This is a genomic window from uncultured Campylobacter sp., assembly GCF_944323605.1.
Lineage (GTDB): Bacteria > Campylobacterota > Campylobacteria > Campylobacterales > Campylobacteraceae > Campylobacter_D.
Window position 1 is genome coordinate 136,506 of record NZ_CALUTC010000002.1, and the last position, 14,249, is coordinate 150,754.

Here is a 14,249-nt window from a genome sequence, read left to right on the forward strand (position 1 = left end):
TTTTTTGATACAAAATACAGAAAATATTAAGATTAAGATTTATTTTTTTTTAATTTTAAAAATGATATACTTTACTTACAAATAAAATTTATTATTTAGGAGAAAATTTATGATAGTTACTAAAAAAGCACCGGATTTTACAGCTCCGGCAGTTTTGGGAAACAATCAAATAGTTGAAGACTTCAATCTTTACAAAAACATAGGAGAAAAAGGAGCGGTAGTATTCTTTTACCCTAAAGATTTTACTTTTGTTTGCCCTTCTGAAATCATAGCTTTTGATAAAAGATATGATGAGTTTAAAGCTCGTGGTATTGAAGTTATAGGCATATCAGGCGATAATGAATTTTCACATTTTGCTTGGAAAAATACTCCTGTAAATCAAGGCGGTATAGGTCAAGTAAGATATCCTTTAGTAGCGGATTTAACAAAATCTATAGCTAGAGGTTTTGATGTATTATTTAATGAAGCTGTAGCTCTTAGAGGATCATTTTTGCTAGATAAAGATGGCACAGTAAGACACGCTGTTATAAATGATTTACCTCTTGGTAGAAATATAGACGAAATGATAAGAATGGTAGATACTATGCTTTTCACAAATGAGCACGGTGAAGTTTGTCCTGCTGGTTGGAACAAGGGCGATAGCGGTATGAAAGCTGATCCTAAGGGAGTTGCTGATTATTTAAGCAAAAACGAAGGCAAACTTTAAAAAATAGCAGAGCTTTTCTCTGCTATTTTTTTTCTTTATCTTTAAGCAATCTCTTTCTTCTTTCTTCCATTTTTATGGCATTTTGTAGGCTTTCCTCGCTATCGTTTAGACTTGTAAATTTATAATCATCGTCAAATTGTTTGTTTTTAATGCCCCAAAGTAAAGATAAAAGGGCTATAAAAAATATAAAGATAGAAACGCCTATCATCATCATTAAAACATTAGTCATTTTTTATCCTTAAAGAATTTAAAATAACAACCAAGCTAGAAAAAGACATAGACAAGGCTGCTATTAGTGGATTTATAAGACCTAAAAAGGCTAGACTTATACTAAATGCATTGTAGCATAGAGAAAAAGCTAAATTTTGCTTTATTATTTTGTATGTTTTTTTAGCTAGCTTTATGCCTTTTTTTATGAGTGTTAAATCATCGCTTAGTAGCAATAAATCGCTATTTTCCATAGCTAGATCAGAGCCTTGTTTTAAGCTGATTGAAACGGCTGAATTTTTCAAAGCAAGTGCATCATTTATACCGTCTCCCACAAAAAAAGCATTTGAATGCTGATTTAATTTTTGAATTTCTTGCATTTTATCTTGAGGCAAACAGTTTGCCTTAAATTCTTTTATCCCAAGTTTAAGTGCCACTTTTTTAACAGCTTTTTCATTGTCTCCACTTAATATTAAAATTCTAAATTTTAATGATTTAAGATAAGATATTAATTCCTTAGCTTCTTTTTTTATTTCACTTTCAAATTCAAAGGAGGCTAGGACTTTTTTATTTTTTGCAAAAATAAAATGCGTATCATCAAAATCTTCTTTTAAGTCTATTTTGTTTTCTTTTAAAAAATAAACACTACCGCCTATAAATTCGTCATTATTACATCTTGCAAAAATACCCTTTGCACGCAGTTCTTTTATATCTGTAAAATTTAAATTTAGATTTTTAGCATTTTTATCTTTTAGAAAATTGCTTAATGAAGTGCTTACAGGGTGTTTAGAAATGCTTACAAAGCTATAAAATTCATCAATATTTAAGTCATTATCTAGATTATATTTTGAGATTTTTAACTTAGAATTTGTTAAAACGCCAGTTTTGTCAAAAACAGCAACATTGCATTTTGAAAGGGTTTCTAATGAAGTTGAGTTTTTTACTAAAATTTTCATTTTTAATGCACTAAATATCGCATTTATTGTGCTAATAGGTGTTGCAAGAGCTAAGGCACAAGGACAGGCTATTATTAAAAGTGATATAGCGTGTATTAAAGAGCTTTCAAAATTTGCATTCTTATACAAGAGCCAAAATAAAAGGCAAAGCAAAGACAGAACAAGCACGGTTCTTGAAAATTTTACATTTATTTTTTCTACCATACTTTGAATTCTTGGTTTTGAGTACTGTGCCTTTTCAAGCAAAGTTACTATTTGACTAAGTTTTGAGTCTTTGTAAAGAGATTTAGCTTCGTATATTATGCTTCCATCAAGCACTATACAAGCCGAATTTACCTCACTTCCTTTCTTAAGTAAAACAGCATTGCTTTCTCCACTAAGGCTAGAGCTGTCTATGCTTGCTTCACCGCTTAAGCACAAACCATCTATGACTATTTTATCTCCAGCACTTAATTTTATTTTATCTCCTATATTTACCTCATACACATCTTTTGGTATAAAACCGTCTTTGTTATATACCAAAACTTTAGCGTTTAAGAAATCGTTTAAAGAATCCATAGTATCGCTTGCGTGTTTTTTGCTAAGAACTTCTAAATATTTTCCTATAAACACAAAGCAAATTATCATAGAAACGGAGTCAAAATAAACATTTTCCAATCTCGCAAACATAGCCCATAAAGAGTATATATAAGCTAAAGACGCTCCGCTTATCACTAAAAAGTCCATATTTATTTCTTTTATTTTGATTGCTAGATATGCACTTTTATAAAACGATGAACCTGTATAAAAAAGCACAACAGAGCAAAGTATAAATTCAGCAAAATTTAAAATATCTTTTACATCTGAATCCATTCCGCTAAACATTCCAGCGTATTTTGCTATAGCAATCCACATTATATTCATAACGCAAGCTATCGCTACTACAAGTTTTGCGTAAAAATCTCTTTTTAATTCTACAGCTTTTTTTTCTTGCTTTAAGGGATCATAAGCACTTGCTTTGTATCCTATGCTTGATATTAATTTTAAAAGCTCATTTAAGCTTATTATATCTTCATCAAAGACTATGTGTGCTTTATGATTTGCTAAATTTATCGAGGCTTCTATGACTCCCTCACTTTGGCTTAAAACCTTTTCATTTAGCCATATACACGCAGAGCAGTGTATATTTTTTATATGAAGATATATCTCACTAAAACCGTCGCTTGTTTTTTTGATAAAATTATCATAATTTTTTATCTCATCAAAGCTTACAGGTTCTAAATTTTTATTTGAACGCAGAGAATAAAAATCCTGCCAACCATTTGAATTTATGAGTTTAAATACAGTTTTACAGCCATTACAACAAAAATACCCGTCTTCATCTTTTATCATATCTTCTTTTTTGAAATTTAAATTACAATGGCTACAATTCATTTTATTCTTTTCTAAGTATTTTTTTTTGTATAATTATAAGCAAAAATATTGAATTTGACAAAAATATATTTTTTCAAAACTTTATTTTTGAACTGCTTTTACTACTGACGAGGTTTTATGGAGAATACTAAAAAACAAAGAACACATATACCAGTTGATGGTTATAAGATTGAAGATTTGAAGTTGCTTGATTTAGAAAGTTTGATTAAGATAGCTAATGAACTTGGGATAGAAAATCCAAGGGAGTTAAGACGACAAGAACTTATATTTGAAATTTTAAAAACACAAACTAAACAAGGCGGTTTTATACTTTTTACCGGGATTTTGGAGGTTTCACCAGAAGGATATGGCTTTTTGCGTGGAGTGGATTCAAACTTAAGCGATAGTATAAATGATGCCTATGTTTCAAATTCTCAAATTCGTAAATTTGCACTTAGGGTAGGTGATATAGTAACTGGACAGGTTAGAGAGCCAAAGGATCAAGAAAAATATTACGCTTTGCTTAAGATAGAAGCCATTAATTATATGCCCTTGCAAGAAGCTAGAGAAAGACCACTGTTTGACAATCTTACCCCTATTTTTCCTACTGAAAAAATAAAGCTTGAATACGAGGCTACTAAGCTAACTGGCAGAGTGCTTGATTTATTTACCCCTATTGGTAAGGGTCAACGTGGCTTGATAGTAGCACCCCCAAGGACTGGTAAAACAGAGCTTATGAAAGAGTTAGCTACCGCTATTTCAAGGAATAATCCAGAAGTTCATTTGATTGTGCTTTTAGTAGATGAGCGTCCCGAAGAAGTTACCGATATGCAAAGATGTGTAAATGGGGAAGTTTTTAGCTCTACTTTTGATTTACCAGCTTATAATCACGTAAGAGTTGCAGAGCTTGTTATAGAAAAAGCAAAAAGAATGGTAGAAATGGGCAAAGATGTGGTTATCTTGCTTGATAGTATTACAAGACTTGCAAGAGCGTATAACACTGCTACACCAAGTTCAGGCAAGGTTTTAAGTGGCGGTGTTGATGCAAATGCCCTACATAAGCCAAAAAGGTTTTTTGGAGCAGCTAGAAATATAGAAAATGGCGGATCTTTAACTATAATCGCTACTGCTTTGATAGAAACTGGTTCAAGAATGGATGAGGTGATTTTTGAGGAATTTAAGGGCACTGGAAACAGTGAGATTATACTTGATAGATATATATCAGATAGAAGAATTTATCCTGCTATAAATATCATAAAATCAGGCACTAGGAAAGAAGAACTTTTGCAAGATGTTGCTTCTTTACAAAAAATTTGGGCTATTCGTTCTGCTATTTCTCAGATGGACGATGTGGAAGCACTTAAATTTTTATATTCTAAAATGCTTAAGACAAAAGATAATGCAGAGCTTTTATCTATAATGAATGAGTGAAAATGCTACAAGCTTTAGCTATAAAATACAGACCAAAAACTTTTGATGAGTTAATAGGTCAAGATACAGTAAGCACTAGTTTGAAATTCGCACTGGATAATGACAGATTGGCTCACGCATACCTTTTTTCAGGGCTTAGAGGTAGTGGAAAAACCTCAAGTGCTAGAATTTTTTCTAGAGCCTTAGTTTGTGAAAACGGTCCAACTTCAAATCCTTGCGGCAAATGCGTGCAATGTGAAGCGGCTCTTGCTTCAAGGCATATAGATATAATAGAAATGGACGCGGCTTCTAATCGTGGTCTTGATGATATACAGGATTTAATAGAACAAACAAAATATGCACCTTCCATAGCTAGATTCAAAATTTTTATCATAGACGAAGTTCATATGCTAACCCCACAAGCTGCTAATGCACTTTTAAAAACCTTAGAAGAACCTCCTAGCTATGTAAAATTTATACTTGCAACTACTGATCCATTAAAGCTTCCAGCTACAGTTCTTTCTAGAACTCAACATTTTCGTTTTAAACAAATTCCGCAAAGTGAAATTTTAAAACATTTGGCTTTTGTTTTGAATGAGGAGAAAGTTTCTTTTGATAATAATGCTTTAAAAATGATAGCAAGAAGCGGTGGAGGGTCATTAAGGGATACGTTGACCTTGCTTGATCAAGCTATTATATTTTGTGAAAATGATATCAAAGAAGATAAGATCGCTTCTATGCTCGGATTTTTAGATCCTGCTATGGTTAAAGATTTTTATTTGTGTGTATTATCAAGAAATAAAGATAAGATGCTTGAATTCTTAAAAGAACTTGAGGATTACGAGGCTTCATCTGTTATAGATGAGCTTTTATTTTATCTTAAAGATAGTTTTTTCGCTAGGGATAAGCAGTTTTCACTTTTAATATATGAAAGATTTTTTAGAATTTTAGCAAGAGCTAAGACTATGCTTTCAATTTGCGATGATGATAGTTTTGTTTTGTCTTTAATGTCCTTTATGATGATGGAAGCATCGCATTTAAAGCATATAGATGATGAGATAAAATCACATTCAATAAATTCTTCTATGCAAGAAAAAAATGAAGTTAGTGTTAAACCTACAAATGTAGATAATATGCAAGCAAAAGGTCCATACGAAAGCTTGCTTGAAAGTATTTATGACAGAGATTTTGTTCTTGGTGAATGCTTTGAAAGATCAACTTCTTTTGTTAGTTTTGAAAATAATATTTTAAAAATAAGCTCTAATGCAAATGAGTCGGATAGGAAAATTTTAAATAAGGGCTTTAAGATTATTTTAGAATTATTTAAAAATTTATTTGGAAATTCTGCTAATATACAAGTTCAAAAGGAAAATGTATCGTATGATGAAGATAAATTGCAAGATATAAAAAACGATATGCATTCTAAATTTAGCGAGTTTAAAAAAGAAGCAAAAACTTATGATGCAGAGCTTGAAGCAAGGCAAACACTAGATATGCTTTATGGAGAGCCACAAAAGTTATGAAAACTTCAATCTTAATCCCAATTTTTAATGTGCAAGACTATTTAAAAGAATGTATAGATTCTATACTGCAACAAGTAGATGTAAGCAAAGATGATATAGACATAGTCTTAGTAGATGATGGCAGCACTGATAAAAGCCTTGATATAGCCATAGAATATGCTAAAAAAGATGAAAGAATTTTTGTCTTATCTAAGGCAAATGCCGGAGCTTCAACAGCTAGAAATGCAGCTTTTGAGCTTATAAAAGGCACAAAGCTAAGAGAACTTTTAGAAAAAAACATACAAGATGAGACTGTATTTGTAAAATCTTATAAAAATGTTCGTAGTTTTGACAAAACTGATATCAAAAAACTAAGCAAAGAAGATATAGATAAGAATTTTATTAAACTACATGAAAGAGTTTATAAAACAGAACTAAAAGAGATAAATGAATTTATCGTTCAAGATTTGCCAGATGATGTTTATGTGCATTTTTTAGATTCTGATGATTATTTAGATGAAAGGTGTATAAGCACTTGTAAAAGATACATACAAGAAAAAGATTTGTCTTTATATCTGCATAATCTAAGCTCTGTTGATGAGAATTCTAATACAATAAAGGAAAATATATATATAGATGTTAGCAAAAAACCTGGTTTTTATCAAAGCGGACTTGATTTTTTAAAGCAAAACAATCTTTATGATTTTTACTTTTCTTGCCAGGGTATGTTTAAGGCTGCTTTGTTAAATTCATATAAATTAAGATTTGCTAGCTATATGCATTACGAGGATCACGACTTTGCTATTATACTATTTTCTTTAAGTGGAAAATTTTTTGTAGATGATAAGGCTTTGCTGTATTATAGAAGCAGGAGCGGCTCTTCTATGAATTCCACTAAAGAATTGGAATTTCCAAAGACTATGCCTTTTTATTTGGAAAATTTAAGGGATTATTTTAAAACTTACAAAGAACTTAGATTGTATTACAAGATTTATTCTTTTTGTGTAGCTGCAGGCTATATTTTTAAATTTTACAGGCAAAGCGTAGAGATTGATGAAAGCTTTACGAAGCACAAAGCTTTTTTTGATAAGTGTGTATTAAATTTGATAAAAATTTTTAAAATTTCTTTAAAAAACGATCCCTTAAATATCAAAAAAATGCTAAAATCCTTTTCTTTTGATAAAAAAACCATTATTTTTTTCTTTTTAAAAGATCTTCACAGACAGCCTAAAAAGCTTAGGTATATTAAAAATCTAAGGTATTTATTCAAGGATAAGAAATGATTTTTGTTGATACTTGTTTTAAAAAGCAAAGCGAATACAAACCTGTATGGATGATGAGGCAAGCGGGTAGATATTTACCCGAGTATATGGCTGTAAGAAAGAGTGTTGGCGATTTTTTAGCACTTTGCAAGGATTATAAAAAGGCTAGTGAGGTTAGCTTGCAACCTGTTGAAATTTTAGATGTGGATGCTGCCATAATCTTTTCTGATATACTTGTAGCGCCTTTAGAAATGGGTATGGACTTAAAATTTATAAAAGGACAGGGTCCAGTTTTTGAAAATCCTATATCAAGCTTAGAAGATATAAAAGCTTTAAATGAGAATTGCTTTAAAAACTTAAGATATGTTTATGATGCCTTAAAGCTTACTAGAGAAAAACTAAGCAAAGATAAGGCTTTGATAGGCTTTTGTGGTTCTGCTTGGACCATAGCAACCTATATGATAGAAGGTAAGGGTTCAAAAACTTATGCAAAATGCAAAAAAATGCTTTATACACAGCCAGAGCTTTTGCATAGCTTACTTGAAAAGATAAATTTTGCCTTGAAATTTTACTTAGAAGAGCAGATTAAAGCAGGAGCAAATGTGGTGCAAATCTTTGATAGTTGGGCATCAGCCTTAGAAAAAGAAGCCTTTTTTGACTTTTCTTTTAAGTATATGAAAGACTTAGCTTCTTATATCAAGTCAAAATACCCTCATATACCTATCATCCTCTTTCCAAAGGGAATTTCTGGCTTTTTAGATGATGTAGATGGGGACTTTGATGTTTTTGGGGTAGATTGGAGCACTCCTTTAGACTTAGCCTTAGAAAAACTAAGCCCTAGCTATGTTTTGCAAGGGAATTTAGAGCCTTGCAGACTTTATGATAAAGAAGCTATAAAAGCCGGGGTGCAAAAAATTTTAAATAGCACAAAAAATCTTTCTCATATCATAAATTTAGGGCACGGCATACTGCCTGATATACCGGTTGAAAATGCTAAGTATTTCGTAAAACTAGCACAAGGTAAGATTTAGTGTATGTATTTGGACCTGTAAATTCAAGGAGGTTTGGGCTTTCTTTGGGTATTGATTTAAGTCCGGGCTTAAAGCAGTGCAATTATGACTGCGTTTATTGTGAATTAAATGCTAAAAAGCCTGTATCTTTTGCAAAAAGCTTAGTAGCTGTTGATGATATTATTAAAGAACTAAAAGAAAGTTTTGATAAAAAGCTTGACTTTGATTTTATCACGGTTACCGCAAATGGTGAGCCAAGTTTGTATCCGTATTTAAAAGACTTAATCTTTGCTATAAATGAGATAAAAAAAGATAAAAAGGTTTTGATTTTAAGTAATGGAAGTGCCGTATTAAATGATGAAAAGTTCGAGGCTTTGCTTTATTTTGATGTAGTTAAATTTAGTCTTGATTCTGCTATATCTAAAACGTTTTTTAAGATAGATAGAGCCATAAAGGATATGGATTTAAAACTTATGATACATAAAATGTCAGAATTTAGCAAAATTTTTAAGGGTGATTTGATAATGGAGACTTTGTTGGTAAAAGATTTAAATGACAACGAAGTGGAACTTAAAGCTTTAAATGAAGCTTTCTCAAAAATAAAACCAAAAAGAGTGGATTTAAGCACCATAGATAGACCTCCAGCTTATCCTGTAAAAGCTATTAACGATACTCATTTAAATTTTCTATCATCTTTTATAGACAGTGTGCCTGTTTATATAGCAAGAAAGAGACATATACAACAAGACCTTGATTTTAGCAAGGAAGATCTATTGAAGATGCTTAGTTTACGCGCTTTAAGTGAAGAGGAATTAAATTTTAGATTTAGCAAAAAAACCATATCTTTATTGAAAGATTTGTTGCATAAAGGCTTGGTTAAGATAGAAAATTTAGCAGGGATTAAATTTTATAAAGCTTAAATATTTTTGTTTTTGTGCGGTTTTTCTTGACAAAGTTTGTATTTTTGATTATAATTTGCTCTTTAATTATTCCGGATTAGCTCAGCGGTAGAGTAGGTGGCTGTTAACCACTTGGTCGCAGGTTCGAATCCTGCATCCGGAGCCACATTTTATTTCTTATTCTTGTAAAAATCTTTTATATTTTTTAATTATTTTTATTTATTTGCTAAAATATTATATAATTTTAATTTTAACTTTAGAATAAGTTTTAAGATTGTAGAATTACGCAATTTAGTTTTTGAAAGGAAATGACTGTGAAACTACTAGTTGTAGATGATAGCTCAACTATGAGACGGATTATTAAAAATACCTTAGAGAGGTTAGGTCATACTGATATTTTGGAAGCTGAACATGGGTTAGAGGCTTGGGATTTATTAACTCAAAACGATGATGTTAAAGTTGTTATAACGGATTGGAATATGCCGGAAATGAATGGCTTAGACCTTGTTAAAAAAATTCGTGCTGAACAAAAATACGAAGATATGCCTATAATAATGGTAACTACAGAAGGCGGAAAAGCTGAAGTTATCACTGCGTTAAAATCTGGAGTTAATAACTACATAGTAAAACCTTTTACCCCACAGGTGCTTAAAGAAAAATTAGAAGATGTTTTAGGCGGAGTAAGCGATCCTATTCCTGAATAAGTTTAGGAGCTATGTTAATGCAAAAAAGCTATGACGAGCTCTTTTTTCAGATAGACGAAAGGCACTCTGCCTTGTTTAATGCCTTGCTTTTTGATATGGGTATAGAAGCCATAGAAGAAAAGGACGGTGGCTTTTATGTTAGATCTAGCGATGATTTACAAGATATAGCTTGGGCTTTACAGATTTTTAAAGATAGACTTGAAAATTTTACAGATAAAAAGATAAATTTTAGCTTCACTTTAAGCAAGAAAGAAAATAAAGACTGGATACAAGAATATAAAAATTCTGTTCAACCTATAGAGATAGATAGAGTTTATATACATAGTTCTTGGCACAAACAAAAAGAAAATTTTTTAAATATACAAATCAATCCTGCCCTAGCATTTGGTTCAGGACACCACGAAAGCACAAATTCTTGCGTGAAATTCATACAAAAATATGCTAAAAGTGGATATGAAGTTTTAGATGTAGGCTGTGGTAGCGGGATTTTATCTATTTTATTAGCTAAACTTTCTTGCATTGTAGATGCTTGTGATGTGGATGATTTAGCGATAAAAAGCACTAAGGAAAATTTACTTTTAAATTCTGTGAAATTGAATGAAATTTGGTGCGGTTCTTTGCAAAAAAGTGATAAACAGTATGATTTAATTATAGCAAATCTAACAGCTGATATTATAAAAAGTATAAAAAATGAGTTAAATGAAAGATTAAAACAAAGGTCTTATTTAATATTATCTGGTATATTAAACAGATACGAAGATGATATTAAGCAAGACTTTTCTCACCTTAAATTAGTAGATAGTTTAAGGCTTGGTGATTGGTCATCTTTAGTTTATCAAAAGGAAAATTTATGTTAGATAATAATTCTCAAAATTCTAATAACAAAAATACGCCCAATGGCAATAATTTTTTTAATAAAAATCCTATACTAGTTTTTGCTATTTTTGCTATAGTTACGATTTTTTTATTTAAGAGCTTTGTAGATGGTTCGGGCGGTCTTATGGACGGTTCGCAAAGTAGAAATATACCTTATTCAGAGCTTAAAAAAATGATAGAAAGCAATCAAATTTCACAAGTTAGCATAGGACAGACAAGCATTAGAGCCGTTACAAATCAAAATACTGTTTTGGTGTCTAAGAAAGTTGCAAATGATCCTTCTTTGGTAGCTTTGTTAGATGAAAAAAAGATTTCTTATGGAGCGTATTCTGAAACAAACTGGTTTACCGATATGCTTTTTTCTTGGGTTTTGCCTATCTTTATCTTTTTTGGAATTTGGATGTTTTTGGCTTCAAGAATGCAAAAAAATATGGGCTCATCTATACTTGGTATAGGAAGTTCCAAAAAGCTTGTAAATTCTGAAAAGCCTAAGGTTAAATTTAATGATGTTGCCGGAGTTGAGGAGGCAAAAGAGGAGATAAAGGAAATCGTTGATTTCTTAAAACATCCTGATAGATACATAAGGCTTGGTGCTAAAATTCCAAAAGGACTTCTTTTAGTGGGGCCTCCGGGCACAGGTAAGACCTTGCTTGCTAAGGCTGTTGCTGGTGAAGCTGATGTGCCGTTTTTTAGTGTTTCGGGTTCAGCTTTTATAGAAATGTTTGTAGGAGTTGGAGCGAGTAGGGTAAGGGATTTGTTTGAAAATGCTAAAAAAGAAGCCCCGGCTATAGTATTTATAGATGAAATAGACGCTATAGGTAAGTCTCGTGTTGCTGGTATGATGGGCGGTAATGATGAAAGAGAGCAAACTTTAAATCAGCTTTTAGCAGAGATGGATGGATTTGGCACAGAATCTTCGCCAGTCATAGTTTTAGCTGCTACCAATAGACCTGAAGTTCTTGATGCTGCATTACTTAGACCCGGTCGTTTCGATAGACAAATTTTAGTTGATAAGCCTGATTTTAAAGGTAGATGTGATATATTAAAAGTTCATATGCAAGATGTTAAAATTTCTCCAGAAGTAAAGGTTGAAGATGTTGCTAGGCTTACAGCTGGTTTAGCCGGTGCTGATTTAGCAAATATAATTAATGAAGCAGCTCTTTTAGCGGGTAGAAATTCTAAAAAATATGTAGAACAAAATGATTTAGTGGAGGCTGTAGAAAGAGCAATAGCAGGTCTTGAGAAAAAGTCTCGTCGTATAAATGAGAAAGAAAAGAAGATAGTTACATATCACGAATGCGGACACGCCTTAATTGCAGAAACTACAAAGGGTGCTAAAAAAGTAAGCAAAGTTTCTGTAATACCTAGAGGTTTAGCGGCACTTGGATACACATTAAATACGCCTGAAGAAAATAAATTCCTTATGCAAAAACACGAGCTTTTAGCTGAAGTTGATGTTCTTTTAGGTGGTCGTGCAGCTGAAGAGGTTTTTATAGGTGAAATTTCAACTGGTGCATCAAATGACTTAGAAAGAGCTACTGACATTATTAAGGCTATGATTTCTATGTATGGTATGAGTGATATTGCCGGTCTTATGGTGCTTGAAAAGCAAAGAAATACATTTTTAACTGGCGGACAAACTGTTAAAGATTATTCAGAAAAGATGGCTGAATCGCTAGATGATTATGTAAAAAAGACTTTAGATGACAGATATAAAGAAGTAAAAGAAACTTTAGGGCTTTATAAGGGTGCGATTGAAACTATGGTAAGTGCTTTATATGAGGAAGAAACCATAGATGGCGATAAAGTAAGAGATATAATAAAAGATTATGAACAAGCGAATAAAATTCCAAGTAGATTATCTCAAGAAGAGGAAAAAAAACCTAAAAAAAGAGCTGTCAAAAAGCCTAAAAAAGAGGAAGAAGAGGTATGAACTTAAATTTTATATCTAAATACGGGCGATTACCTTTATTTATATGTGTAGCAGTATTTTTTTTGTATTGGCTTATTAAAGGCTTTAGTATCATACTTTTTTTATTAGTAGTTTTTTTAGCTTTTTTGTATAGAATCTCCAAAACAGAAATAGTTTGTTTAGATAAAAAAGCTATTTTATCTCCCGTTGATGGTGAGGTGGTATCTATAGAAAATATAGAACATTCTAAGCTCGGAAAATGCATAGAACTTAGTATAGAAAATCCACTTTACAAACAAGGCATTATAAGAGCTTGTGCTGATATGAGTATAGAAGAGATAAAGTTAAGGCACGGCTTGTTTTTAGGAGCAAATTCCGCTTTTAAAAGACATAATGAAAGAGTATTTATACTTGCAAAGAATTCTTTAAATCAATTTTTTGGACTTAGAATTTTTGCTGGTTGTTTTGATAGAAAATTGAAATTTAGCGATAAAAGTTCCTTTAAGAGTGCAGACGAGCTTGGTTTTAGTATAAATTCAACTGTTAGTTTATTGCTGCCACGCGATACAAGACTTGTTGTAGGATTAAATGATAGCATTAAGGCTTCTTCATTGCTAGGTTATTTTTCTTAGGAGTTTATCTAATGCAAAACGATTACAAGCTTATATATATTTTACCAAATCTCTTTACAGCAGCTTCAGCATTTTTAGGTATGATTTCCATAATATCTTCTTTTAATGGAAATTTTAAAGCAGCTCTTTTTTATATAGTTTTGTCTTTGCTTTGCGATGGATTAGACGGTAGGGTTGCAAGGCTTACAAATACAACTTCTAAATTTGGTGTTGAATTTGATTCCTTGGCTGATTTGGTAGCTTTTGGAGTTGCCCCTGCAATTTTATTTTATTTTAGCATAGGACATAATTATGGCAAATTCGGCTCTTTAATAGCTGGAATATTTGTAGTATTTGGTGCTATAAGGCTTGCTAGATTTAATGTTACTACAAGCATAAATGAACCTTCTATTTTTATAGGCTTACCAATACCTACAGCCGCTGTTGTTAGTGCTATGTGGACGTATGCTTATATAAGTTATGATTTTTTGCGAGATTATTCATTTTTATTTTTGTTTTTAAATTTTTTCTTATCTCTTTTGATGGTAAGCAATATAAGATATCCTAGTTTTAAAAAGATAAATTTAGATAGAGCTAATGTTTTAAAAGTGCTTATTTTATTATTGCTTATTTTTTCTTTCCTTTATCTTTATACTCTTGAAAGCATATTAATACTAGTAAGCTCTTATGTTTTATACGGCATTTTTAGAGCTGTTTGGGCTATTTTTAGTAAAAAGATAAATAAAAAAATAGAATAAAACTTCACAAGCACTTAACAAAGCTTAGCTAGAATTGTATATCT

At 31.4% G+C, this 14,249-nt stretch carries 13 protein-coding genes and 1 tRNA gene; 12 read left to right on the plus strand and 2 right to left on the minus strand.

Features of this window, described 5'->3' with window-relative positions; genetic code table 11:
- The first annotated feature begins 109 nt into the window (after nt 1-109).
- Nucleotides 110-706 (plus strand): peroxiredoxin, encoded by a 597-nt coding sequence (locus Q0J35_RS02385; RefSeq protein WP_094325396.1) that lies wholly within the window; start codon nt 110-112, stop codon nt 704-706.
- A gap of 22 nt (nt 707-728) precedes the next feature.
- Here Q0J35_RS02385 and ccoS read toward each other — a convergent pair whose 3' ends face one another.
- Both ccoS and Q0J35_RS02395 read right to left on the minus strand, forming a co-directional pair.
- The gene (gene ccoS / locus Q0J35_RS02390) at nt 729-935 is read right to left on the minus strand and encodes a cbb3-type cytochrome oxidase assembly protein CcoS (protein ID WP_297192943.1); all 207 of its coding nucleotides are present in this window, start codon (nt 933-935) and stop codon (nt 729-731) included.
- Complete coding sequence (locus tag Q0J35_RS02395; protein WP_297192944.1) at nt 928-3,282, minus strand: heavy metal translocating P-type ATPase; 2,355 nt, start codon at nt 3,280-3,282, stop codon at nt 928-930. Before Q0J35_RS02395 ends, ccoS begins: the two co-directional genes overlap by 8 nt.
- 117 nt (nt 3,283-3,399) lie before the next feature.
- Here Q0J35_RS02395 and rho point away from each other — a divergent pair, with 117 nt between their 5' ends.
- The 11 genes from rho (at nt 3,400) to pssA (ending at nt 14,205) form a co-directional block, all read left to right on the plus strand.
- Entirely contained in the window at nt 3,400-4,692 is a 1,293-nt protein-coding gene (gene rho / locus Q0J35_RS02400; RefSeq protein ID WP_297192945.1) for a transcription termination factor Rho, read from the plus strand.
- A 2-nt stretch (nt 4,693-4,694) separates the two neighbouring features.
- A complete protein-coding gene (locus Q0J35_RS02405; protein WP_297192946.1) occupies nt 4,695-6,194 on the plus strand; it encodes a DNA polymerase III subunit gamma/tau in 1,500 nt (499 codons plus the stop codon).
- Nucleotides 6,191-7,456, plus strand: a complete 1,266-nt coding sequence (locus Q0J35_RS02410) for a glycosyltransferase (RefSeq protein ID WP_297192947.1) — start codon at nt 6,191-6,193, stop codon at nt 7,454-7,456. The genes Q0J35_RS02405 and Q0J35_RS02410 overlap by 4 nt, the downstream gene beginning before the upstream one ends.
- Nucleotides 7,453-8,466: a uroporphyrinogen decarboxylase gene (hemE, locus tag Q0J35_RS02415; RefSeq protein WP_297192948.1), complete on the plus strand. Its 1,014-nt coding sequence runs from the start codon at nt 7,453-7,455 to the stop codon at nt 8,464-8,466. The genes Q0J35_RS02410 and hemE overlap by 4 nt, the downstream gene beginning before the upstream one ends.
- Nucleotides 8,466-9,365, plus strand: coding sequence for a radical SAM protein (locus tag Q0J35_RS02420; protein ID WP_297192949.1), 900 nt, complete (start codon nt 8,466-8,468; stop codon nt 9,363-9,365). Before hemE ends, Q0J35_RS02420 begins: the two co-directional genes overlap by 1 nt.
- Before the next feature lie 70 nt (nt 9,366-9,435).
- Nucleotides 9,436-9,510, plus strand: a tRNA-Asn gene (locus Q0J35_RS02425).
- 148 nt (nt 9,511-9,658) lie between these two features.
- Nucleotides 9,659-10,048, plus strand: coding sequence for a chemotaxis response regulator CheY (locus tag Q0J35_RS02430; protein ID WP_297192950.1), 390 nt, complete (start codon nt 9,659-9,661; stop codon nt 10,046-10,048).
- A 17-nt stretch (nt 10,049-10,065) separates the two neighbouring features.
- Nucleotides 10,066-10,905 carry a 50S ribosomal protein L11 methyltransferase gene (locus Q0J35_RS02435; protein ID WP_297192951.1) on the plus strand — a complete coding sequence of 280 codons (840 nt, stop codon included), beginning with the start codon at nt 10,066-10,068 and terminating at the stop codon, nt 10,903-10,905.
- Nucleotides 10,899-12,857, plus strand: coding sequence for an ATP-dependent zinc metalloprotease FtsH (gene ftsH / locus Q0J35_RS02440; RefSeq protein WP_297192952.1), 1,959 nt, complete (start codon nt 10,899-10,901; stop codon nt 12,855-12,857). The genes Q0J35_RS02435 and ftsH overlap by 7 nt, the downstream gene beginning before the upstream one ends.
- The gene (locus tag Q0J35_RS02445; RefSeq protein ID WP_297192953.1) at nt 12,854-13,468 is read left to right on the plus strand and encodes a phosphatidylserine decarboxylase; all 615 of its coding nucleotides are present in this window, start codon (nt 12,854-12,856) and stop codon (nt 13,466-13,468) included. Before ftsH ends, Q0J35_RS02445 begins: the two co-directional genes overlap by 4 nt.
- 11 nt (nt 13,469-13,479) lie before the next feature.
- Nucleotides 13,480-14,205 carry a CDP-diacylglycerol--serine O-phosphatidyltransferase gene (gene pssA, locus Q0J35_RS02450; RefSeq protein ID WP_297192954.1) on the plus strand — a complete coding sequence of 242 codons (726 nt, stop codon included), beginning with the start codon at nt 13,480-13,482 and terminating at the stop codon, nt 14,203-14,205.
- Nucleotides 14,206-14,249: the final 44 nt, after the last annotated feature.

What these genes read in the sequence shown, in the direction of transcription:
- Q0J35_RS02385 (WP_094325396.1), top strand. Translation starts at nt 110, where the DNA reads ATGATAGTTACTAAAAAAGCACCGGATTTTACAGCTCCGGCAGTTTTG.
- ccoS (WP_297192943.1), bottom strand. Translation starts at nt 935, where the DNA reads ATGACTAATGTTTTAATGATGATGATAGGCGTTTCTATCTTTATATTT.
- Q0J35_RS02395 (WP_297192944.1), bottom strand. Translation starts at nt 3,282, where the DNA reads ATGAATTGTAGCCATTGTAATTTAAATTTCAAAAAAGAAGATATGATA.
- rho (WP_297192945.1), top strand. Translation starts at nt 3,400, where the DNA reads ATGGAGAATACTAAAAAACAAAGAACACATATACCAGTTGATGGTTAT.
- Q0J35_RS02405 (WP_297192946.1), top strand. Translation starts at nt 4,695, where the DNA reads ATGCTACAAGCTTTAGCTATAAAATACAGACCAAAAACTTTTGATGAG.
- Q0J35_RS02410 (WP_297192947.1), top strand. Translation starts at nt 6,191, where the DNA reads ATGAAAACTTCAATCTTAATCCCAATTTTTAATGTGCAAGACTATTTA.
- hemE (WP_297192948.1), top strand. Translation starts at nt 7,453, where the DNA reads ATGATTTTTGTTGATACTTGTTTTAAAAAGCAAAGCGAATACAAACCT.
- Q0J35_RS02435 (WP_297192951.1), top strand. Translation starts at nt 10,066, where the DNA reads ATGCAAAAAAGCTATGACGAGCTCTTTTTTCAGATAGACGAAAGGCAC.
- ftsH (WP_297192952.1), top strand. Translation starts at nt 10,899, where the DNA reads ATGTTAGATAATAATTCTCAAAATTCTAATAACAAAAATACGCCCAAT.
- Q0J35_RS02445 (WP_297192953.1), top strand. Translation starts at nt 12,854, where the DNA reads ATGAACTTAAATTTTATATCTAAATACGGGCGATTACCTTTATTTATA.
- pssA (WP_297192954.1), top strand. Translation starts at nt 13,480, where the DNA reads ATGCAAAACGATTACAAGCTTATATATATTTTACCAAATCTCTTTACA.